This is a genomic window from Halorarum halophilum (genome assembly GCF_013401515.1).
In the GTDB taxonomy this organism is placed as follows: domain Archaea; phylum Halobacteriota; class Halobacteria; order Halobacteriales; family Haloferacaceae; genus Halorarum; species Halorarum halophilum.
Window position 1 is genome coordinate 550267 of the sequence record NZ_CP058529.1, and the last position, 21261, is coordinate 571527.

General features: G+C 57.7%; 25 protein-coding genes and 1 pseudogene. 16 read left to right on the forward strand and 10 right to left on the reverse strand.

Going from position 1 to position 21261, the window contains the following annotated elements:
- Window positions 1–63: 63 nt before the first annotated feature.
- A complete protein-coding gene (locus HUG10_RS02850; protein WP_179168117.1) occupies window positions 64–309 on the forward strand; it encodes a hypothetical protein in 246 nt (81 codons plus the stop codon).
- A gap of 4 nt (window positions 310–313) precedes the next feature.
- Here HUG10_RS02850 and HUG10_RS02855 read toward each other — a convergent pair whose 3' ends face one another.
- The 3 genes from HUG10_RS02855 to HUG10_RS02865 form a co-directional block, all read right to left on the reverse strand.
- Window positions 314–1123, reverse strand: coding sequence for a M14 family metallopeptidase (locus tag HUG10_RS02855; protein ID WP_179168118.1), 810 nt, complete (start codon window positions 1121–1123; stop codon window positions 314–316).
- Window positions 1124–1946: 823 nt separating this feature from the next.
- Window positions 1947–2393: a hypothetical protein gene (locus HUG10_RS02860; protein WP_179168119.1), complete on the reverse strand. Its 447-nt coding sequence runs from the start codon at window positions 2391–2393 to the stop codon at window positions 1947–1949.
- A gap of 627 nt (window positions 2394–3020) precedes the next feature.
- Window positions 3021–3419, reverse strand: a complete 399-nt coding sequence (locus HUG10_RS02865) for a DUF7522 family protein (RefSeq protein ID WP_179168120.1) — start codon at window positions 3417–3419, stop codon at window positions 3021–3023.
- Between the two features lie 115 nt (window positions 3420–3534).
- On the opposite strand from HUG10_RS02865, the gene HUG10_RS02870 reads away from it, so the two are divergent.
- The 3 genes from HUG10_RS02870 (at window position 3535) to HUG10_RS02880 (ending at window position 6276) form a co-directional block, all read left to right on the forward strand.
- A complete protein-coding gene (locus HUG10_RS02870) occupies window positions 3535–3954 on the forward strand; it encodes a universal stress protein (protein ID WP_179168121.1) in 420 nt (139 codons plus the stop codon).
- Between the two features lie 613 nt (window positions 3955–4567).
- The gene (locus HUG10_RS02875; RefSeq protein ID WP_179168122.1) at window positions 4568–5071 is read left to right on the forward strand and encodes a DUF1003 domain-containing protein; all 504 of its coding nucleotides are present in this window, start codon (window positions 4568–4570) and stop codon (window positions 5069–5071) included.
- A gap of 74 nt (window positions 5072–5145) precedes the next feature.
- Window positions 5146–6276 (forward strand): VIT1/CCC1 transporter family protein, encoded by a 1131-nt coding sequence (locus HUG10_RS02880; RefSeq protein WP_179168123.1) that lies wholly within the window; start codon window positions 5146–5148, stop codon window positions 6274–6276.
- Window positions 6277–6408: 132 nt separating this feature from the next.
- Here the strand turns inward: HUG10_RS02880 and HUG10_RS02885 are convergent, their stop codons facing one another.
- Window positions 6409–7200 carry a DUF7847 domain-containing protein gene (locus tag HUG10_RS02885; RefSeq protein ID WP_179168124.1) on the reverse strand — a complete coding sequence of 264 codons (792 nt, stop codon included), beginning with the start codon at window positions 7198–7200 and terminating at the stop codon, window positions 6409–6411.
- Window positions 7201–7567: 367 nt separating this feature from the next.
- On the opposite strand from HUG10_RS02885, the gene HUG10_RS02890 reads away from it, so the two are divergent.
- The 4 genes from HUG10_RS02890 to HUG10_RS02905 all read left to right on the forward strand — a co-directional run bounded on the left by HUG10_RS02890 (window position 7568) and on the right by HUG10_RS02905 (window position 9733).
- Window positions 7568–8218, forward strand: coding sequence for a helix-turn-helix domain-containing protein (locus HUG10_RS02890; RefSeq protein WP_179168125.1), 651 nt, complete (start codon window positions 7568–7570; stop codon window positions 8216–8218).
- A 95-nt stretch (window positions 8219–8313) separates the two neighbouring features.
- Window positions 8314–8637, forward strand: a complete 324-nt coding sequence (locus tag HUG10_RS02895; RefSeq protein WP_218780638.1) for a HalOD1 output domain-containing protein — start codon at window positions 8314–8316, stop codon at window positions 8635–8637.
- A 154-nt stretch (window positions 8638–8791) separates the two neighbouring features.
- On the forward strand, window positions 8792–9091 hold the full coding sequence (locus HUG10_RS02900; RefSeq protein WP_246310206.1) for a hypothetical protein: 300 nt from the start codon (window positions 8792–8794) through the stop codon (window positions 9089–9091).
- A 333-nt stretch (window positions 9092–9424) separates the two neighbouring features.
- On the forward strand, window positions 9425–9733 hold the full coding sequence (locus HUG10_RS02905; protein WP_179168127.1) for a HalOD1 output domain-containing protein: 309 nt from the start codon (window positions 9425–9427) through the stop codon (window positions 9731–9733).
- A 951-nt stretch (window positions 9734–10684) separates the two neighbouring features.
- Here the strand turns inward: HUG10_RS02905 and HUG10_RS02910 are convergent.
- Window positions 10685–11473 (reverse strand): TrmB family transcriptional regulator, encoded by a 789-nt coding sequence (locus HUG10_RS02910; RefSeq protein WP_179168128.1) that lies wholly within the window; start codon window positions 11471–11473, stop codon window positions 10685–10687.
- A 242-nt stretch (window positions 11474–11715) separates the two neighbouring features.
- On the opposite strand from HUG10_RS02910, the gene HUG10_RS02915 reads away from it, so the two are divergent.
- A complete protein-coding gene (locus tag HUG10_RS02915; protein ID WP_179168129.1) occupies window positions 11716–11988 on the forward strand; it encodes a HalOD1 output domain-containing protein in 273 nt (90 codons plus the stop codon).
- A 253-nt stretch (window positions 11989–12241) separates the two neighbouring features.
- Here the strand turns inward: HUG10_RS02915 and HUG10_RS02920 are convergent, their stop codons facing one another.
- Window positions 12242–13141 carry a class I SAM-dependent methyltransferase gene (locus HUG10_RS02920; protein WP_218780639.1) on the reverse strand — a complete coding sequence of 300 codons (900 nt, stop codon included), beginning with the start codon at window positions 13139–13141 and terminating at the stop codon, window positions 12242–12244.
- A 508-nt stretch (window positions 13142–13649) separates the two neighbouring features.
- Between HUG10_RS02920 and HUG10_RS02925 the strand changes: the two genes are divergently transcribed.
- Window positions 13650–13952 carry a helix-turn-helix domain-containing protein gene (locus HUG10_RS02925; RefSeq protein WP_246310207.1) on the forward strand — a complete coding sequence of 101 codons (303 nt, stop codon included), beginning with the start codon at window positions 13650–13652 and terminating at the stop codon, window positions 13950–13952.
- 167 nt (window positions 13953–14119) lie between these two features.
- On the opposite strand, the gene HUG10_RS22250 is transcribed toward HUG10_RS02925, so the two are convergent.
- Both HUG10_RS22250 and HUG10_RS02930 read right to left on the reverse strand, forming a co-directional pair.
- A complete protein-coding gene (locus HUG10_RS22250; RefSeq protein ID WP_449272356.1) occupies window positions 14120–14317 on the reverse strand; it encodes a DUF7837 family putative zinc-binding protein in 198 nt (65 codons plus the stop codon).
- 91 nt (window positions 14318–14408) lie between these two features.
- A complete protein-coding gene (locus HUG10_RS02930) occupies window positions 14409–14822 on the reverse strand; it encodes a MarR family winged helix-turn-helix transcriptional regulator (protein WP_179168130.1) in 414 nt (137 codons plus the stop codon).
- Window positions 14823–14952: 130 nt separating this feature from the next.
- On the opposite strand from HUG10_RS02930, the gene HUG10_RS02935 reads away from it, so the two are divergent.
- Complete coding sequence (locus tag HUG10_RS02935; RefSeq protein ID WP_179168131.1) at window positions 14953–15501, forward strand: hypothetical protein; 549 nt, start codon at window positions 14953–14955, stop codon at window positions 15499–15501.
- Window positions 15502–15691: 190 nt separating this feature from the next.
- On the opposite strand, the pseudogene HUG10_RS02940 reads toward HUG10_RS02935, so the two are convergent.
- A pseudogene (locus tag HUG10_RS02940) lies at window positions 15692–16163 on the reverse strand (ImmA/IrrE family metallo-endopeptidase); the annotation flags it as partial.
- Window positions 16164–16417: 254 nt separating this feature from the next.
- On the opposite strand from HUG10_RS02940, the gene HUG10_RS02945 reads away from it, so the two are divergent.
- The 4 genes from HUG10_RS02945 to HUG10_RS02960 all read left to right on the forward strand — a co-directional run bounded on the left by HUG10_RS02945 (window position 16418) and on the right by HUG10_RS02960 (window position 20133).
- Window positions 16418–16804, forward strand: a complete 387-nt coding sequence (locus HUG10_RS02945; RefSeq protein ID WP_179168132.1) for a DUF302 domain-containing protein — start codon at window positions 16418–16420, stop codon at window positions 16802–16804.
- Between the two features lie 155 nt (window positions 16805–16959).
- Window positions 16960–18237, forward strand: a complete 1278-nt coding sequence (locus tag HUG10_RS02950; protein ID WP_218780640.1) for a multicopper oxidase family protein — start codon at window positions 16960–16962, stop codon at window positions 18235–18237.
- A gap of 384 nt (window positions 18238–18621) precedes the next feature.
- Window positions 18622–18975 carry an SHOCT domain-containing protein gene (locus HUG10_RS02955; protein WP_179168134.1) on the forward strand — a complete coding sequence of 118 codons (354 nt, stop codon included), beginning with the start codon at window positions 18622–18624 and terminating at the stop codon, window positions 18973–18975.
- A gap of 186 nt (window positions 18976–19161) precedes the next feature.
- Window positions 19162–20133 (forward strand): saccharopine dehydrogenase family protein, encoded by a 972-nt coding sequence (locus HUG10_RS02960; protein WP_218780641.1) that lies wholly within the window; start codon window positions 19162–19164, stop codon window positions 20131–20133.
- Window positions 20134–20327: 194 nt separating this feature from the next.
- Here HUG10_RS02960 and HUG10_RS22255 read toward each other — a convergent pair whose 3' ends face one another.
- The gene (locus HUG10_RS22255; protein WP_449272357.1) at window positions 20328–20741 is read right to left on the reverse strand and encodes a helix-turn-helix transcriptional regulator; all 414 of its coding nucleotides are present in this window, start codon (window positions 20739–20741) and stop codon (window positions 20328–20330) included.
- A 155-nt stretch (window positions 20742–20896) separates the two neighbouring features.
- On the opposite strand from HUG10_RS22255, the gene HUG10_RS21970 reads away from it, so the two are divergent.
- On the forward strand, window positions 20897–21028 hold the full coding sequence (locus HUG10_RS21970; RefSeq protein WP_281375695.1) for a hypothetical protein: 132 nt from the start codon (window positions 20897–20899) through the stop codon (window positions 21026–21028).
- Window positions 21029–21261 lie beyond the last annotated feature (233 nt).

Sequence of the window (21261 nt, forward strand, 5' to 3'; positions counted from 1 at the left end):
CGCGGACCGTCGCCGGCAGTTCCGCCCCAACGGATAAACCCCTGGTCGTCGTATCCCCTGTGCATGGATATAACGCTCCTCGAACTGCACGTGGACGACGGCTTCGACTTCAGTCCGACCGGCTCGATCGGCAGCTCGGATTCCTCCGAGGTCGACGAGGCCGAGGACGAGACCGACTCGAGCTCCTCCCGGGGCGGGATGGTCGCGCTCGGCGTCCTCATCCTCCTCGCGGTCCTCGCGCTCGGCGCGAAGCGGATGATGGGCGAGGACATGGAGGAACTGGAAGAGCTCGACGAGATCCCGGCCTGATCGGTCACTCCAGCGTTCCGACTTTTTCGGCCGCGTAGCCGAACACGTCCGTGTAGCCGCGCGCGGACATCAGCACCGGGTAGAACGGCTCGTCGGCGGTGAACGTCTCGCCGTCGGCGACCGCGAACCGCTCGCCGGTCCCGACGCGCTCGAAGTTGTGCGCGAACACCTCGTACTCCTCGGCCGGCGGCTTCCCGACCGGCTGGAGCAGGCGGAACACGTCGACGTCCCCCGGTGTCGCGTCCGAGGCGCCGGCCGGTTCGTCGGCGACCGGCGCGTCCAGGGCGCCGGTCGCGGAGAGGAACGCGCGCGTCAGCCAGTAGGCGTTCTCGGCGGCGTCGTCGCTGCCCTGCAGGCCGCACTCGACCTCGACGGTGTGGGGGTGTTCGATGAGTCGCCCCTCCGTGAACAGGTCGGTCTCGATGAGCGTGTCGACCGGGAGGTGCGGGACGACGGCGCGGGCGATCTCGTCGACGGTGTCACAGAGCGCGAACGGTTCCGCGTACGACTGCGTCGAGTGGAGCGCGAGCGTGGTACAGCCCTCCAGTTCGCGCGCCAAGTCGGACGCTAGGCGCCCTTCGAGGCTCCCGGTGTCCGCGTCGCCCGGGAACGCCCGGTTGAGGTCCTCGTCGACGAACCGCACGCCGCGCTCCAGCGCCTCCTCGTTGGCGACGATCAGTTTCACGGGTCGTTCCACGTCCGGGGACTCGGCGACGAGGCGCTCGACCGCCGCCGGCCCGCAGGGCTCGTCGCCGTGGATTCCGCCGACCACGGCGACCTCGGGGACCCCGTCACCCAACTGGTGGATACGCATACCGGCCGTCCGACTGCGGGGTACTTACCGGGTACGGTTCGGCGTCGCTCAGTGCTCAGCAGAACACGGTGATTGTGTCGGGCTGGACGTTGTCATCGACCGAGATGGGTATCTATACATCGGCGTCAAGTATCCCGATTCGTGTCGCTAACCCTGCCGCTATTGTAGCCAGTTAGATTGAACGTTCGTAGGCCTACTTAGCGGTTGTTTCGCCGCTTATGGTCTGGAACGAACGACGGCCGTCTACTGCATACATCCTCTGTATGCAGCAAGCACCTTTTGACAGGAATTGCGTAGATCGTCGAGAGCGTGCTGCATACAGAGCGCGCATGCTGCAGATCGTCAAATCCCGAACACCCCGTTCGAGATACCCGTGAACTGTCCGATTTGGCTCAAGACCGGAGCGACCAGACAATCAAGCCCAGAATGGAAAACGCGACAGTTGTCACCCATATCGCAGTCGTTTCTGATGAGACAATGTGGACTGTGAAACTCCCTCCGAATATCGCACCAATCGGTCCAGAAATGATAACGATTGAAGCTGCATCCCCCACTGAGATCTCCAACTTTTCTATGGCAGAAAGTGTATCACGGATGCCCATAGCAGAATTGACCGCTGATTAACTATAACTCCACCTTCTGCATATCTGGCTGGTTGCTCACTCCTTCGCCTGTAGCTACCATTCTGCTGACTACCCTCTGAGTCGGTCACGCCGATTCTGACAACAGCCCGGTAGTTTGTAGGTTCTCTGCTAAATACAGCGCGTGAATCGGCCACTGGTCACTCACCGCTTGACGAGGAGTTGGATTGGTAGAGATCCGACTATTCTCTCAGGCTTGCTGTCGCCTTTGGCCGGCGAATCACGGACGGCAGTTGGCGTCCTCCGGCAACGGAGAACAGAACTCCACCAAGGAAGGTGAGGTACCAACCGAGCGCGGGAACAAACGTGGCGGAGAATCCAAACAACGTGGAATAAGACAGGTAGTACACCGGAAACACCGCCATTCCAACTCCCACTACAAGTGTCACTACGGTACGTATCGGCGTCCGGAAACTGACACCATGGAGTAGAAGGGTAAACCCGACTGCACCGAGCAGTGCGAAGTCGAACCCCTCAAATCCAGCGCTCATACCGGTGTAGTAGATTATCGGTATCTTGGCATTAGGAGGCAGGTTTGGATTCGTCCTCAGCCAAGGGAGATACGTTCCGACTGCAACAGCGACTGTACCCCCGACAATCAGAATCTTATCGTGCGATTCGGCGACCATACGACTCCAAAGGTAAGTCGGGATAAACCATTTCTGTAGACTCAAAGCCGCCTTGTTCCCTCGATAGCAGTTCAGTCGCTAAGTACAGAGGAGAAAAGTTATGATTTTCTCACTATCTCGTCGTACTGTGCCCTCCGTTACTTCCCACCAGTTGCTAACTGTCGCTGGATTGCTCATCCTTGTTGCCGGAGTCCTACAACTCCTTCCGTGTCTGGCTTCCATGATGACCTTCTCGTTCAGCGTGAGTCAGTGCTGGTCCGAGATATTACTAACGTTGGTCGGTGCCTTGCTGTTCACCCGATAGGGAATCCCATTACAGATGCAGGTCCACGTAGCGGCTGTTTCGACGCAGACGGGCTGAAACGAACAATGACCGTCTACTGCATACATCCGCTCTAGTCAGCACGCTCCTGTTGACAGGAAATGAGCAGATCGTCGAGAGCGTGTCAAATGCAGGGCGCGAGTACAGCGCGTTCGACTTGATTTTGAGGGCCTGGCCGAATACGACGCCAATTGGTACGGAGAGGAGGCCATACGGGCCACGGAGAGCGTGCTGATTCTCCTCGACTGGCGCCATGATCGAATCAAACAGTACCTCGCCACGACTGAGGACGCACGGCTGGCGAGCTACTGAGCCAGCTCCGAGGGAACTCCAGCGTGTGTGAGACACTCTTCGATAAATGACGCGAGTGATGAGCCAACAACGCTGTCGAACGTGATAATGTATCCGTCATCCTCGTCGAGGACTAGCTGAATGACAAAGCCATTCTCAAAATAGTGGACGCTTGAGACGCAGTCCCCGATCGGTGCTCCCTTGTCCCCAATCTCGACCACGGACTCGTGTGTGTCGTATAGCTTCTCGACGAGCATTTCATATTGCTCGTCCGTGTATTGTGACCGCAGGTCGTCTCGGACGCACTCGACAGTCAATGTCTCGCTGGTCGTATTGTATCGGGCGACTGTCCGGAGGTTCTCGCCAGTCCGTTCTTTGCAGTACTCGACCAATTTGGAATCCGACGATGCCATCCTGTCCGCACCGATAGGTGACTATCACATAATGGTCGTGGTCAGACGGGCATCGTACACACACTTTCAGCTTTGTAGGACGAATTCTTTCCGTCTACGCGTCCGACAAACAGGTATGAATTGGACACCAGACGCTCCGGTTATCCTCACCCCGATCCGATATCCGTTGACTGCACAGAGCACCCAGACGCTAGACCATGCGAGGGGTATTGCTGAGGAATACGAGGACGCGCAACTCCTCGTGCTACACGTCGACCTCGTCCAGGCCAATCAGCACTCAACAGCGCAGGACATCCACCGAGCGATCACTCCGATCGTCGGAGATCAGTCTGCATCCGTAATCGTCCAACGTGGTTTCATCATTGAGGATGTAATCCGGGAAGAAGCGGAACAGCGGGGTGCCGATATCATCGTGCTCGGGCAGAATCAGAAACCAAGATGGCAACAGTATCTCAGCCGAGTGCTCGGCAACAATCCAGATATCATATCGTACCTTCAGGACCGGACAGACGCCACCATCGAAACTACCGGATAACTGTTCAAACGGTACTGCCCCCTGAGTAGGTCGTCGACCATACCGTCAGTTCCGAGAATCGGTTATTCTCGGCAGATTTTCCGCAGAAATCCGACTGGTCACTCACAGCGGTCACACTCACTGCTGGATTTGTTCAATCGGCTGTGTCTGAACAACTGCTAAGTAGATCGGCAAACTTACCGTGCGAGATTGTGCCAGTTGCAGATTATTTTTTCTGAGTGATGCAGAATATACAGCGCCTCTCTTGCAAGGCAGTCCGAATTGGATTCAGCAGCGCTTACGTCCGCGTATATCACGGACGAACCCTCTTTCACTCCTGGGAGCCACCAGATCATAATCATTTGACTGCCGCGACAGTGGCAAGATTGGTTTCCGTCTCCACAGCCACACATATGCTATGGAATCAGAAGCCGACCAAGGAACTAGGTCACAGCCCCGCCGACGATGCCCACTCTGCTCGCGGGAATTGCCAGCAGATCGATTCGTTCCAGGCACCCTTGTTCGCCCCGAAATCGCTGAACACATCCGGGAACAGTACCCGGAGTGGACGTCCGCAGAGGCAATCTGCCTGGACGACCTCCATCGATTCCGGGTGGAGCACATTCAGAAGTTAGTGACCGATGATGCCGGCCTCACGGAGTCAGAAAAGGACATCCTCTCGGCAGGCAATCGTGGGACCCTCGTTACGGAGAACGTGAACGAGACGATGGAGGAAACCGAGACGTTCGGTGCTCGCGTCTCAGACGCCCTTGCCTCGTTCGGGGGCAGTTGGCCGTTTATCGGGTTGTTCGGGCTGTTCCTCGTGGGGTGGATGATCACGAATACGATCGTACTTACACGGCCCCTTGATCCGTTTCCGTTCATCCTCCTCAATTTGATATTGTCCAGTCTCGCCGCGATTCAAGCCCCCATCATCCTGATGAGTCAGAACCGTCAGGAGACCCGGAACCGCATTCGGGCTGAACACGATTACGAGGTGAACCTCAACGCGGAACTCGAAATTCGGCAACTCCACGAAAAACTCGATTTCTTGTTGGTCCGCCAGTGGCGACGGTTACTGGAAATCCAAGAATTGCAATCGGAACTCATCGACGAGATGACGTCACGAGACCGGTGATCGGGGTATAACAACGAGCTCCTCTGGATCAGCGGCCCTGCACCTAAACCTCTTGAACACATTAGCTTGGTGGAATGGCTAGTGGAGAAGACATCGCTCGGTATCAGCGTAATCGCCAGGACGAGGTCGATAGTGCAACCGTCTATACGGCGATGGCTGATACAGAAGCACAACCGCAGGTGGCCGAAGTGTACCGGCGGTTGGCCGAGACAGAGAGAAACCACGCTGCGTTCTGGACCGAGAAACTCCGCGAAGCTGGTGGAGACCCGAAGAGCCTGGAACCCTCCAGAAGGGGGAGAGTGCTTGCGTGGTTGGCTCGACGTTTCGGGCCAGGGCTGGTGCTGCCTACGATGCGGTCTGGAGAAGTCGAAGGTGGTGAGGGATACGCTACTCAACCGGAGGTCCGGGAGACAGGAATGGTCGCCGCCGAGCGGTCCCACGACCGTTTGCTGACGATTATCGCAGAAACCCCAGGTCCTGGTGCGACGGGAGGGGTCCTCGCGCAATTAGAGGGCCGTCACAGAGCGACGAGCGGAAATGCACTTCGCGCTGCGGTTCTCGGCGCGAACGACGGTCTTGTTTCCAATCTCAGCCTCGTTATGGGCGTGGCTGGGGCGGCACTCGAATCCACCACGATTCTGATTACGGGATTAGCCGGGCTTTTCGCGGGAGCAGGTTCAATGGCGATGGGGGAATGGCTCTCCGTCCAGAGTTCACGTGAACTCTACCAACGCCAGATCAGCATCGAAGCAGAAGAGCTAGCTGAAGTACCGGAAGAGGAAGCCCAAGAGTTGGCGCTCATATACGAGGCGAAGGGGCTCTCCAGAGAGCGTGCTCTGGAGATCGCCGATCAGATAATCTCCGACGAGCAGATGGCCCTGGATACGCTGGCGCGTGAGGAACTCGGGATCGACCCTGAGGAACTCGGTGGTTCTGCGTGGGAGGCAGCCGGTGCATCGTTCGTTCTATTCGCTCTCGGTGCTATCGTCCCCGTGTCGCCGTTTTTCGTCGCCAGTGGCCTTACTGCGGTCGGAACGAGTCTGCTCCTCAGTGGTATCGCACTGTTCGTAATCGGTGCTGGAATAACGCTTCTCACCGGTCGGTCCGTTCTCTATTCTGGGTTGCGTCAGGTGGGAATCGGTCTCAGTGCAGCGATCTTGACCTACGGGGCAGGAAGTCTAATCGGAGTGTCGCTCGTCAGTTAGCTCCCAAAATAAAAACGTCCGGCGTGTTCTGGTGGTTGTATTTTACTGCATACACCCTCTGTAAGCAGCAGGTAGTTGGTTCCTGCTGCTCGACAGATCGATTGAGCGTTGCTGAATACAGGGCGAACTACGTCAGTCCCTCAGCGTACGGTAGAAGGCGACTGAGAACACTCCCATGAACCCTGCGAACAGTGTCTCGACAGCCACGATGACTAAGGAGATGCCGAGAACGCCAGCGAGTGAAACCCGTGGAAGGCCGAAACTCATCGATGTCTCTGGCCTGATTGCCAATGAAAAGATACCGAACAGTCCGCCGGTCAAGCCACCGAGAAAGCCGACACAGACTGAGTATCCAAATACGCTGGCGAGGTTTGCCCGAACCAGGCTGGCACTTCGCTTGAGGCTGTCAATAGCACCCTGGGAGTCAAGGACAACTGCTTGCGCGTAGAACTGAATGAAATAGAGTAACAGCAGGTAAGCCAGCACCACCACGACGACGACAGTCAGAACGACCACGACGAGAGCACTCGTGTCGCCAGCACCCCCCGGGTAGCGAGCAAAAAGCGTGACGAGACCAGCAAACACCACAACGATGCTGACAACGATGTTGATGACTACGAATATGAGGGAGACGACGAGAAGAGACACGTAGTTCCGCTTCCCCCCCTCGACGAACGTGGCCAGCGATGTGCCATTGCCAAGGGCATCGGCAGCCATCGCAACGAGACCACCTTGTACGAACGGCAGGATGAGTACGAACGCCACCGAGAGTACTAACGCGAAGAAGTTTGCAAGTCCAGGGCTGGCCGATTGGGATACCAATTGGGGGACCTGGAACAGGAGAAGGGCCAAGATCGGGACGAGTAGGACCGGATTGCGCTGGAGGGCGTCTGAAGTCCGCTGGAGGGCGACCAGAATTGCCATGCAAGGGGGTTCAGTCAATCATACGAAGACGTTTCCATCTCCCGAGGTGCGACACCAACGGCCAATTTATTCCGATTCGTGATACGATTGCAGGCCCACGTAGTGGCTGTTTCGTCGCTGATGGCCCGAAACGAACGGCGACCGTCTGCTGCGTACATCCTCCGTATGCAGCAGGTGGTTGGTTCCTGCTGCTCGATAGATCAAATGAGCGTTGCTGAATAGAGAGCGCGTATTTGCACAGAGCCACCCCTGGTATACGGATGAGTTGGATCGTTCAATACAGGAAATAAATTTGCTAAATGTCGGAAGCCTTCTTAAGGACCTCGATAGCGAGTAATCCAAACAGCTGACGCGCTAGTCATCTAGTATGGCAATCGAAGCCTCATTCACTGTCGAACACGCAGATTTCCCATTGAGCGCTGTGTTTGAGCAGTTAACGGATGTGACGATCGAGTTAGATCGTATTGTGCCGACGGGCGAGGCTGTTATCCCCTACTTTTGGATTTCCGCTGATGACACCGATAAACTCACGACGGATTTGAGCGCGGATATCGGGATCGATCAGGTCAAAGTAATCGACAAAGTGGAGAAACAGATGTTCGTCCGTATTGACTGGAACCTCACTCACGAGAGCATTCTCACGGCGATCGTTAATACTGAGATCACGCTTCTTTCCGGCATCGGCAAGGAAAAGCAGTGGACCTTTGAAGTCCGGGCAGGCGAGCAACAAGACCTCTCCGACTTCCAGACGTACTGCCAAGACCATGATATTCCGATTGAGCTGACTGAACTACACGCGGTTTCATCACTCAACTCTGACCGAGAGTACGACCTAACCGACGGGCAACGGAAAGCGCTGGTACTGGCGTACTCGAGCGGGTACTTTGACTCGCCACGAGACGCCACGCAAGCCGATCTCGCAGACGAACTTGGAATCACCCGTCAGGCGGTCTCATCACGGTTACAGCGCGGTATGAGACGCCTCGTAGCGAGTACCCTCATCACTCCTGAAGAGTAAGCGCGGAATCTCGGTATTAAAACGTTTTGCGCGAGCAAAAGCTACCCTCAACCCCGTAGAAGGCCTCTGTTTGGGTGATGAAACATTCTCAAACGATGGCCGCGAATCCAGAAATCACAGAGTCACTGAGCCCTATTGAATTCGATCTGGAGAGCAAATCCTTCCAAGCTACGTACGATAGTATCCGTGACTCGACGAGTTTAGCGGTCGTTGCAGTGGTTGCGACCGCCCTTGGGGAAGACCCGCAGGCCTTGACACCGCTTCAGACCATTATTGACACAGACGCACTTGACAAACTGACGACGGAGTCAGCTACCGGATTCAGGGCCTGTGACAGGATTTCCTTCAGGTATGGCGGATTCGAGATCACCGTCACTAGCGAGGACGTTATCGAGGCGAACCATCTCGAGGATACATAATCGGCACGATGCTTCCGTATCAAATCGTATGTACTGGCTGTGAAGCGCTTCGAGCGGCCCGAAAACGGACGCCTGATACTGCGGTTGTTCCGTATCAGGACACGTGCCCGGAGTGTGGATGCGGAAATTTCGGCATTGGAGCAACGACTGGAAAATGAGTGAACAGGCTGCTCCGAGAGGTGAGGACTTCCGGACCGTGCTGCGAAAGCAACAACAACGAGTGGTGGAGGCCCTAGCAGCACAGGAGACGATAGATGCGACGCCGATAATTCAGGAGGATGAAGCTCTCTCCTACGAGGAGTATGTCACACTCGTGTATGAACTCCACCACGTCCAACTACCCGGGTTACAGGCAGCCGGAGTAATTGAGTTTGACCGGCATGGAGAGACCGTGAGCCGAGGGGGAAGCTTTGACGAGTGGCGCCCGAGACTCAAACACGGTCATGGTCGGTAAGATACGTTAGTCGCAGAACTCCTTCAGGCGAATCACTAGCAGGAAATTCACGCTATTCAATATCCTAGTGAAACTCCCACAGTGTGTAAACGTGCATTCGTTGAGGAATTGGCCTAGTGGCCTACGGATCTGCTGTTCAAAGTTAGTGTGAGTAACTGGGTTATCGAGGAGCATATCCAATTTCGCCGCGTACCAGTATTACGAGCCAGTTCACACTGTGCGTCCGGTCCGGCGTGGGGACGGTCCACCGCTGGTGCCGTGGCACGGGAACCGCGTTAGTAGCTGTATTTTCGCGGGGCGCATCACTTAGTCCAGACTCGCCCCTAACCCAGCATGACAGACGAGAGTCCGTTCCGAGACACCCAGCGACGCACCGAGACTGACGACTACACACACGAATTCGACACGGAGACCGAGTCGGCGAGCGTGGCACTCATCAGTTCAATCATCACCCTGGAAAACACTGACCCCACCGAGTTGGCGTTCCTCCCAGACTGTATCGACACGGACGCCCTCGACGCATTCATTTCTATGAGTACTAAAGACCGCAGCTGTTCCACCGACCGGCGCGTCTCGTTCAATTACGAGGGGTATCACGTCCGAATCACGAGCGACGGGACCATCACCCTCAATCCGAGGTAGTGCGCGGTCGGCAGCTCCCCAGACATCGAAAATCAGTCGGTGGAAGCTATTCCGAGGCGAGTACCGTCCCCACCTCCACGTTCCAGTCGTCTCCGACTGTGACTGCATACGAAGTAGACCTGCTAGTAAACCAGGTGAAATTCAAGAACATGACGATAACCGTTGTTCACTAGGTGTTTGTCTTGGAACCTGTTGACCAAATAATCACACAATGGCTATATAGCGGATATGCCATACAGCGGGGGTATGGTGCACGAAGACCGACGTTCTGGTGGTGACCCCGAGGGATTCGGCATGTGTACGGAATGCCAGAACGTGTATACAGTGCAGCAAACAGCAGACGATCAACTCCGTCCGATGGGAACGGACGGTGCTTGCGAATGTGGAAACACGGAGTTTGTCCCCTATACGGATGCAGAGAAGATCGACTGAGCGTCCCCGAAGACGTGCAGTACGATGAAGAGGAACTGGAGGTACTACAGCTGCGGTTCATTCATACTCACCTACCGAAGCTGGAGGACGCAGAGTACATCTCGTGGGAGGCAAGACAAGCACGAAGTCGTGAAAGGGCCGAATTTCGATGAGATACGACCCCTCCTTGAGCTGATTCATTCACACCAAGGGAAGCTTCCCGAGGGATGGATCTGACCAGTGTAGCTACAGCCGTGCAAAGTAGTCCATCTGTACGTAACTTTCGTACGGTGTCGAAGGCACTCGTGATTCCCACGGCACTCCATTCAATCAGAGACGGAATATGACATCGGTGGGCCTGGCTCAGACTGTCGAACACCCGATCCAGGTCATCGATTTCGGTCGTGAGTTGTGTCATGGTCGGATGGAACAACGGGTCGACACAGGAATCGATAAACCGGTGGTTTGAGCCGGATTCATACAATAGCCCACTCTATTCCCCAGGTTGTGACCGGCAGGCATCTCTGCATCCTGATTCGATCAGGGCATTTCGTTGGTCCTGAGCCGCCAGGTGAAGATCGCCCGCAGGACGACGACCAGGCTGTTTCGCGCGCCGCTCGCCCAGATCGCCGACTCCTCACCCTCGTCCGCCGGCTGGTCATCGACGCGAACGCTCACGAGCGCGGTCTGCTCGTCCGTGATAAGAAGGCTTCCGGCTGGCGTGTCTTCCCACTCCCAGAGCGTCTCGAACAGGTCCGCCGACGGAATGACGTCCTGAATGCGTCCTTGGACCTCGTCGGAGATCCCTGCCAGGTGAATGTCCACCCCTCGCTCATCGGCGTCCTGCAGGCGATCGAGATGGTCGTCGGTGAAGAGGTCGTCGATGGTCATATAGATGATCTCGTCATCAGCCTCGTCGATAAACTCGAAGACCCGCTCAGCGACGGAACCTCGCCCGGTGACCGTCCAGACCCCCATCTGTTCGGTCTGTGGCTCCACCGACCCAAGTTGCTCGAACAACTCGGCCACTTCGGTGATCATGTTCTCGCGGTCCGTGTTGAGTTTGCGTACGAGCGACTCCCGGGAGAGGACGGTGAATTTCTTCGGTGACGCATACTGGATGTCAACCAGCCCAGATTCATGGAGTGGGTCGATCGCGTCGTAGACGCGAGTCCGTGGAACGTCGCTACTATCAGCGATGTCCTTGGCGGTCGCCGTCCCGAGACGGAAGAGGGCGATTAACGTGTGGGCTTCGTATTCTTTGAACCCGAGCGCCTTCAGGTGGTCGACTAGCTCTGCTTCAACCAGCTCGTCATCACGGGGCGCCATACGTGTGATACCACACTGCAAAGGGAAAGGCGTACACATTGATAATCCACGTCTGACAGGCGAGAAGGAGAGATCTGCTACCCTGGTCAAACGCTTGCTGAACGAAGGGCGCGTAACGGGCATGAGGACAGACCGGTGTGACGGTCGAAAGAATCGCTACGTACAGTGGAACGGTTGAGTGGTAGATTACTTTCATCCGAAATATCACACTAGGTTTTTTCGATGGAGTGCAATTTGGTGTCGTGAGCACCGTACACACGGAGAGGGCGTGGGGTCGCGCTCAATATGATTGGTCGGAAATGACTCCGAGTGTTGCTGTCGTCGAGACCATCGCAGCTGTCGAGAACGTGGAGCCAGATGAGCTCGTGTTCGGACAAGGGCTGCCCTTGAGCGAGTACTTCGATCCGGATGCACTCGATTCGCTCGTCACTCACGACGACATTACGATTGCATTCACTGGCGACGAATACCAGATTCGAATCGACGGGAGCCACGTGGGGATCCACAGCGAGTAGGCGTTCCGGCATGGGTTCAGTATCAATTCGCGGGTTCTTCTGAGCGGTTGATTCGCCTCTGTTAGGCTGAAACGAACGACGACCGTCTACTGCATATAATCTCTGTATGCAGCAGGTGGTTGGTTCCTGCTGCTCGACAGATCAATCGAGCGTTGCTGAATAGAGAGCGCGTATCGTGCAACCGCAGCTAAAACCGATCTAGACCATGTACACTGCAATGATGAATTCATCGCAGTGAGTCAGACCTGCGCGTTCACTTCGTGCCGGAGGCGATATTCATCCGGGTGGCCAGGACTGCGGGGCCGCTCCCTCCGGCGCGTTCACGGAGTTTGGTGTCTAGAACCTCCTGGATCTCAGCGATTTGCTCTTGAGAGAGATTGGCGACCAGTGATGCGGCGATTGGATTGCTGTTGACTACCATATTCCAGAGGTGTGTGGCGGACCGGAACTCCGTCTCCCACGAACCAGTGTCGATGCGGATGTCGTTCAATCCAGCGTCGACAAATCGTGCGCGCAACTGCTCGGGATCCGCCACCTGGAAGGGTAACGGCGGTGGATCCATCGGCAGGCCGTCGAAGCCGGGAACGGCCGATTGCATCGCCTCCAGGAAGAAGGTGATGAACTCCGCTTCGGTAGGCGGACCAAACGCGAGGATCAATATCCGACCACCAGGCTTCGTGACTCGCACCATCTCACCTAGTCCGCGCTGCATGTCCGGAAATAGCGAGACACCGTTCATGGATGCAGAGACATCGAAGGCGTCGTCCTCAAGTTCGAGGGCGTGGCCGTCCATGACGTGGGCCTCAATAGTGGTCAGATTCTCGTCCCGAGCCCGCGCCTCTAGCAGCTCGACCATCGCCGGCGAGATGTCTGTCGCCACTACCTCCGCGCCGAGGCGTGCAGCTGGGAGACTGAGCGCTCCGCTTCCCGCTGCCACATCCAGAAATCGCATGTCTGGGCGGAGATCCACGCGTTGAAGGGCAGCCTCCGCAAACGCGGTCGTCAAGGGCGTGGCGTACTCGTCGAAACCGGCCGCGATCTCGTCCCACCCGGCCTGCGTGTCACTGAATTCCTTAGCAGTCATGGATGTCCCCCTCTTCGTCGGTTGGAAGTACTGGTCTGCTAAGTCGGTCGTGTACCCCTCGACCTGCACTACGATCTACCGACATTGCGTCTATTGTCATAGCAAGACGACTTGTAGAAATGAGATGGGAGCGCATATAATTAATCATCAATTATCGTTATATATTTGCATGTTCACGAAGGAGGAGGAGAGGGTCATTCGGAACTGCACCTATACTGAATCCAGCCTCTATATTCAGCAGGCTACATTTGGCAGATCGCAGAAGGATTAATAGTCGCTCCGGTAACTGCTTCACCTGTACTTAGCGTTCACGTGCGGAAGATACAGACGTTTAGTAGATTTCCACACAGAGGGCTGAAGGGCTTGCAATTTTTAGCGCAAGGAGTCGTGCGAGTAGCCGCATACATCGGTCACTATCGAATCCACTCTGGCTCACTCGAGCGTTACGATTGAAAGCTTAGCCAGAAGAGCGAGACAAAACCCAAGGATCGCGAGACCAAAGGCGACCCCAAAGAGCGGTGCCGCAACAAGCAGTGCAAAATCGTATTCGACGACGAATTGGCCGAACCCTCTGACGATGAACGCACAGACGGTACCGACGATTGCGCTCAACATGAGGACGACGACTGTCTGCTGGCGCATTTCCACGAACGCCACAGTAACCGGAGGGACTCCGACTCCGAACAAAAGCTATTCTGTCTACGTCCAGCCCAGGAGGAACATTCAATTCGGGACGATCGGGATTAACTGCCAGGATCTCGATACGCTCGTGGAGAAGGGCCTCATCGAGAAGAGCGAGCTGGATAAGCGGACGAACTACTATACGGTCACACAGCGTGGCCAGCGCGAACTGGAGACCCGCCGGATCTGGGAGGCCTAATACGTTGACGGCTAGAGGTTGAAGCGACTGATCTCGCTCCGATTACACTGCGGGCACGTCGTCCGCTTGCACGCCACACTCGTTCCACAATAGCGGCATTCACAGACGGTGCTCGGATCGTTTGCCCGGCCAAGCAACTGGGTGAGGAGTGGGATCATGGATGTGCGTTACTCCGGATGTACTACTTCCGAGCAGTGGGGGCAGTCGGCCCAGATGCCCGTCTCGTTGTCCTCACGATACTCGATGAGGACATCTCGGGCGTGAATGTCGGTCTCACAGAGTGGGCAGACACCAAGTTGTCCATCTGAGGATGCCATTTTTTGGAAACCTTCGAACTGCTGTCCTACACTCTCGACGGAGTGCATTTGACTAACCACTCGGGCCACTCTTAATTCCGCAGAGCAGTGTGAAAGTGAATCCCCGCGACTAGCTACTGACACCGTATTGGACAGTTGATTATCTGGTGGCAGGGCGGGGCGCGTTCTCGTACTTGACCATCTTCTCGGGTTTGTCGGCGATCGTCTCGTAGATCCGTTGCAGCGTCTCCTCAGCCGCCAACAGGTTGTGTTCTTCGAGGAACGCGCGCCCTTCATCGGTCAGTCCGTAGAACTTCCACGGGTAGCCCTGCCGACGCTCGCCGTCCGGGAGGGGGACCTCCTCCACGATGCCAGCGTCGATGAGCTTCTGGGTGTGTTTGTACACGGTGGCGGCGCTGACGCTTGGGTTGAGCTGTTCGAGCTCGTACATCGAGGGCAGTTGCTCGGGGTGTTGGAGAATGTTGGTGAGGAGGGAAAATCGCGTCTGCTGAGTCACGAAGTGAACGAGTTCGCGCGCCTCCGTCCCATTAGCGGTCCCTAGGTCGGTACTCATACTGCCACCTACGCCGTGGTGCAGCAAGTAGTTTACCCTTGAGTAAATTACTTGTGGGAATAGAAGACGCAGAGTTCACGCTGTAATCTACTGAGTAAACCATATCACAACTCCATGAGAGGGCTGCGATATGACTGACGAGGAGTCGCCCGTTCCTGATGAGATCCTCACAAGCGCGAAAGCGCAACTCGACAAGGAAGAGCTCTCGCTGGCGGACAACGAGGAGATTCTGCATGCGCTGAGCGAACTCACGCCAATCTACGAGACCGACCGGTCGTACTTCGTGCTCGGAAACTACGATCGTGACCCCATTCGGCGGCTCAACGTGGTCGTCGACCGCCTGAACCGGCGGACGGATGCCTACGCCTTCCGGATGGTCGACATCCGCGGTGAGTGGGACAACAGTATCCAGAAGTTCTGTCTCATCGCTGATCTCGTCACGTATCTGGTGGGTGTCGCCGAGAAGGATCCCAGCGATTTCCTCGTCGAACAGGGCCTCCTCGTCGGCACTGTCGAGTACTTCGCCAAGAGCTACGTGCTCAAGCGGGAGTACGAGGACGAAACCAATCCGTTTGGCTGGATGCAGGACGGCGTCTTTGACCTCTTCGACCAGGACGGACGGTTGTATCGATGGCAAACTGATGAGGACCTCGTTGCGATGACCGGCGAACTCCCCTAATCGGGGATATCTGTGAATTCAAATCGGAGAGAGTGACTCAGCCGAACGCAGAGCGTCCTTCCATCAGACGAAGCATCGTTGGTAGTGATCGACTGGTATGGCGGCAATTTTCGAAAGGAGCGACCCCACCTTAACCAACATCGGACTGGTGATATGCCTATCTGTTGGTTAATACGGAACGGATAGCGATTCAGGGGTCGAGAATTTCGATAAGCTCCTTCGGGGTGCGGCTGATTCGGTCGAGCCGGTCGCGAACGACCGCGGCATCGTCTGATACCCACGCAGCAAGGTAGAACGCCGACCCGCTGGTGTCGAGTCCACAGTACCGGCCAACGATATACGCGACGGCTTCCGCCTCGACTTCGCGTTTCGAACGTTCCGTCTCGTGGCCGACGTCGAAGTGCAGGAGAGCGTGCGCGTACTCGTGGATCAGCGTTCGCGCAAGGTCAGCGTCGTTCTCTCGATCACGAACCTCGACGAGTGGCTGCACGTCGACGAGACTCAGCTGTTCGCAGACGCCCTTCGTCTCCCCATACGTCCACTCCTCTTCTGGAACGATTCGAACTGATACGCCGAGTTCGTTAGCGGTTTCAGTCAGCTGGGAAACGAGATCGCCGGCGTCACCGACGACCGTAATCAGGTTCGGGTAGAGGAGCGCCATCCCCACGCCCGCCACACCAGCAGCGAGGAGCCAGCTCCAGTACCCAGTTACGAGGCCCGTCGCGAGCACCCCGACGCCGGCTAAGAACATCCCGGAGACGACGAGGCGGACTTCTATGACGGCGTCACCACGGGTGGCGGCGCGCGGCAACCGCCATACAGGACATGGCCGAGGCAGATATTCAGCTTCTCATTGACTGAAAATTCGCCCAGATGGGGACACAACCCCTAAGACGTCCCGACAAAATTGTACAGTATGTCCTATACTACAGACAAGCGGGTTGCGGGCGAGTTCGATGCCGTTGTCGAGCAGACCATCGACGCCCTCTCCGACGAAGGGTTCGGCGTGCTCTGTGACATCGACGTCCAGGCGACGTTCACGGAGAAACTCGACGAGGAGTTCCGCCAGTACCGAATCCTCGGAGCGTGTAACCCGCGGCTCGCCTATCAGGGACTCGAAGCGGAGATCGAGCTCGGAGCCCTGCTCCCCTGTAACGTCATCGTGTATAAGGAGGCCGATGAAACCATCGTGGTAAGTGCGGTCGATCCGACGCAGCTCGTCGGTATCACGGATAACCCCGACCTCGATTCGATCTCGGCGGACGTCTCCGCCCGATTGGAACGCGTCCTTGAATCACTGTGAGCGACCACACTTCGATTCCACGGCGGGAGTTCCTCCAGGTACTGGGTGCGACGGGCGTCAGTGCGCTTGCTGGATGCGCTCAGCCCGCTAATCCATCCCCCGACGGAAGCGCACCGACGGCAACCCCGCGGCCGGCCCCTTCGGCAGCAGCCGATGTGGCTGCCACGGTGCAGGCGGCACCGAGTACGATCCAGCCTAGTGGGGCCGCGTCCGCTAAAAGCTGGCTGTACGACAGTGCGTTCCCGGGGCCGGAACTGCGGATGGCTGAAGGGGACGTTGTCGAAGTCGAACTGACGAACGAACTTCCAGCAGGAACCACGATCCACTGGCATGGCATCCCCGTATCGAACGGGATGGATGGCGTTCCGAACGTCACCCAACAGCCAGTCGACTCCGGCGGCTCGTTCACCTACAAGTTCCGGGCGGAGCCGGCGGGCACGTACTTCTTCCACAGCCACGCCGGCCTCCAACTCGACCGCGGGTTGCTCGCACCGCTGGTCATCGAGGAATCCGACCCGCACGTGGAGTACGACCGGGAGCACACCGTCGTCGTCGACGACTACCTCGAGGGAGCGCCGCGACCACTCTCCGACGACGACTCTGACCGGGGGCCTGGAGGCGGTGGCTCCGGTGGCATGGGCGGCGGCATGATGGCCGACAGACGACCGCCGTACGCCGGACTCCTCATCGACGGACGCTTACCGACTGATCCGCGGACGTTCGACGTCCAGGAAGGAGAGCGCGTCCGCTTACGGTTCATCAACGCAAGCAGTGCGACGCTCTTTCGCGTGCAGGTGGCCGGGCACCCGCTGTCCGTCACGCATGCCGACGGCCAGCCGGTCGATCCAGTGTCCGTCGACTCGTTCGTCTTCGGATCCGGCGAGCGCTACGACGCGATCGTCGAGGCTTCGAATCCCGGCACGTGGGAAATCCGTGCTGGCGCTGTCGACGGGAACGAATCACCCGCACGGGCAGTTCTCGCGTACGACGGGAGTGAGTCGTCGTCACCGACAGCACCGTCGACGAGCGAGCGCCAGCTCTCGTATCGTGACCTCGACGCGATCTCGCCGCTCGATGGCGTCGACGGGAGTCCGGACCGCACGTTCGACGTCACGCTCTCAGCTGGCGGCCGGTCGGACGACTGGTTGATCGACGGGCAAGCGTATCCCGATGCGGAGCCGTTTCAGGTCAGGGAGGGAGAGCACGTCAGAGTCAGAATGACGAACCGGAGTCCCGTCGTTCACCCGATGCACCTTCACGGCCATTTTTTCCAGGTTCAGGACGCGGTCAAAGACACCGTCGTCGTTCCGGGACACAGAGGAGAGGTGACCTTCGACTTCGTCGCGGACAACCCCGGCAACTGGCTCTTCCATTGCCACAACCTCTATCACCTCGACGCAGGGATGGCTCGCGTCGTCCAGTATCTCAAGTAGTGAGCGGGAAGGGGGAGTCGACGTCATCGGTCACTCGGTCGGTTCTGCCGCTCGCGACGCGGACACGTCCGGCAGATGGCGGCATTCTCGACGGATGCCGGTCACGCAGCCCACTGAGCTGAAAAGGGATAGTTATGCCAGACCCAGCGACCGGAACGCGGAGTTCGAACTCCCCACAAGGAACGTGCTGGTCCCCCCAACCCGCACCACAGCATTAAGGCAACTGATGGGGTAGTGTATTGTATGAGAACTACAATACGAACTCCAGTCTTCGACGGTTTCGACGGCGTCGACGCGATACTCGCTGTGCTCGAAGATACGGGAGTTAGCGTCCGCGCGATCCCGTCCGGTGAACCGAGTTCCGCGCTGGGGACCTGATCACCCATGTCCTCATCCGATCAACTCAATATCGCGACCATCCTCCTCCTAGTCCTCGGAGTGATCGTCGTACTCCCGTTACTCACGATGGGGATGGGCTTCGGTGGGATGATGGGCTTCGGTGGGATGATGGGTCAGTACGGCAGTACTGGTGGCTGGTGGCCATTCGTGGGTATGCTCGTTCCGTTCGCGTTTCTCCTCATCATCCTCGGAGGTGGGTACCTCGTCCTCAGGCGCGTGACCGAAAATCAGACGGCTCGAAACCCCGCGCTGGAAGAACTCCGTACGGCATACGCTCGGGGAGAGTTGACTGACGAAGAGTTCGAAACGCGTCGGGAAAAGCTCGAACCGCAGGAGTGACGGTTCGCGTCCGACGAGGAGAACGCGCAGAAGCTGGTCGAGTTGATCGACGATGATCGTGTCAGCTTCGAACCGGTCGATGCGACCGACACGGTCGACATCGTTCGGGTCCTCGAGGACGCCGACTACGTCGTGAACGGCCTTCCCTACGCGTTCGAGGAGAACGTCCTCGACGCCATCGTCGAGGTGGGCGACCTCACCGGCGTCGACCTGAACGCTTTCGACTTCGACGACGTGCTCGGTCGGTCCGATGAGTTCGCCGACGTGGGGTGTTCGCTGTGGTTCGCCAATGGCGGGCTTGTGAGCACGATCGCGCTCGGAATGGTCGGCTGTGAACAGTTCGACGACGTGAACGACGTGAACTTCTACTGGGGGATGTGGCGGCTCCTCACCCAGACGACCGCCGGGCTTACCGACACGGTCACGTACGAGCACGATCCGAACGTTGACGAACGAGCACGCTGGGAAGATGGTGAGGTGATCGACGACCTCGCACCGTTCTCCCAGACGCGGACCTTTGAGTTCCCCGACCCCATCGGCGAGCAGGAAACGTACGTGATCTCCCACCCCGAGCCGATCACGTTCCCGAAGGCACCGATCGCACAGGAGACGAACGTCGACCGGATCATTACCCGCGGGGTCTGGCACGAGGAGTGGGCTGAGTACGAACGGACCCTGCATGCAATGGATGCCTTGGATGCGGAGCCTCTCGAGGTCTACGGCGGCGAGGTCGATCCTCTGGAAGTTGCGCAGGAACAGGTCAAGCGCGCCGGACGTGAACGCGAGGCCGAATGGAAGCCCCCCGAAAAACTGTCGACCGAGACGGAGTGGACACCACAGACCATTCTCTCGGCGGAGATCACCGGGTCAGTTGCGGAAGAGGACGAGACGGCAGTCCTTCACCTCGAACAGCCGTATCCGTTCTTCGACGGAAACGAGATCACGACGATGCGTGAATACGGCTGTTACGTCGACCTCCCGCTCTCGGTGACGCTCCAACTCATGGCCGACGGTGCTGTCAACGAGGAGAGGATTTTCGTCACAGAAACTAGCGGGCTCGACGCTGATCGGTATTTCGAGGAGATGGAGGCCCGCGGGTTCGAGTTGCGCGAGGAGCAGACACCCGCGACCCGGCCGTCATCGCCCGCCGATGATTGAAATGAACTCAGTCGAAGCAACGAGAGACTGGGGCTCTCACTAGGGGAGGCACTTCATCCCCAGCGGTAACTATGCCTTTGGGAGTATTTTCTCGAGTAGCAGCGGCGCGTGGAGCGACCTGTGTGATACTCACTTCCGGTGTCTCAACAGCAGAGAGACGCACGCATTGCCCCCGAAATTGGAAGAGATACCCATCACACACGGAGCGTCTCGTCGCTGTCGTCGGTCGCGAAGAACTGAGTCTCTGGCGCGTATTCGGGGAGGCAGACCACCTTCTCCCGGCCGACTCGCACGCGCACGACTTGGCCGTCGTCCTCCATCTCCTGGAGAAGCCGACTGATTGTCGAACTCGACAGATTCGCATAGGTGGCGAACCCCTTCTGGGGAAGCGTACCCCCATTCTCCGAGATGAGCTGACAGAATAAGTCGTAGTGAGGGATACCGAGTTTCAAGAGGAAGTCCTTCTGACTCCGAATCTCACTGGGATCGTACTCGAGCGATCCAACATCGTACGCAGGACCGGGTTGGTTTCTCGTCGATTCCTCCGGCTTTGCCCTGTCCTCGGCGCGTGCTACTGACGTCGCCTTGAACGGAGTGGCTTTGGCCAAGAGTTTCCGGATGTGCTCGAGCCGATCCCAGGCGGCAAGCGCACCATGTTCCGACTCGCTCGTGGCGGGACCATCAAGGACCTCCGCCGTGTCGAGCGAGCGCCCGAGACCGCTGCTGACCGGTCGAGCTACGAGGCCGACTGGGGGGTCGACGGATGAGCGACGACTTCGTGGATGTCGTCAGGGAACGGAGAGAGGCGCTCGAACGCGTCGCCGACAGCGACCTCCCCGCGGCATGGATAGCTGAGACGCTCCTCGAAGTCGCCGACGCGGAGGGAGAATCGTGAACCTCACCGGCCTCGCGGCGATGTTCGGCAACCCGACCGGGAGATTGTTTTTCTCTCGCAACACTGGCCAGCGGTCGCATCTCCGCCACGAACCACCGACCCAGGCGTGGCGAAACCGCGTGACGGTGGCGGCCTCGTCCCCACTCCACACCACTGTTCCGCCGACCAAACTCCGCACTACTACTAACTACTGCATCCACTTAAGGGAAGGAACGAGGGGAAGCTACCCCGAG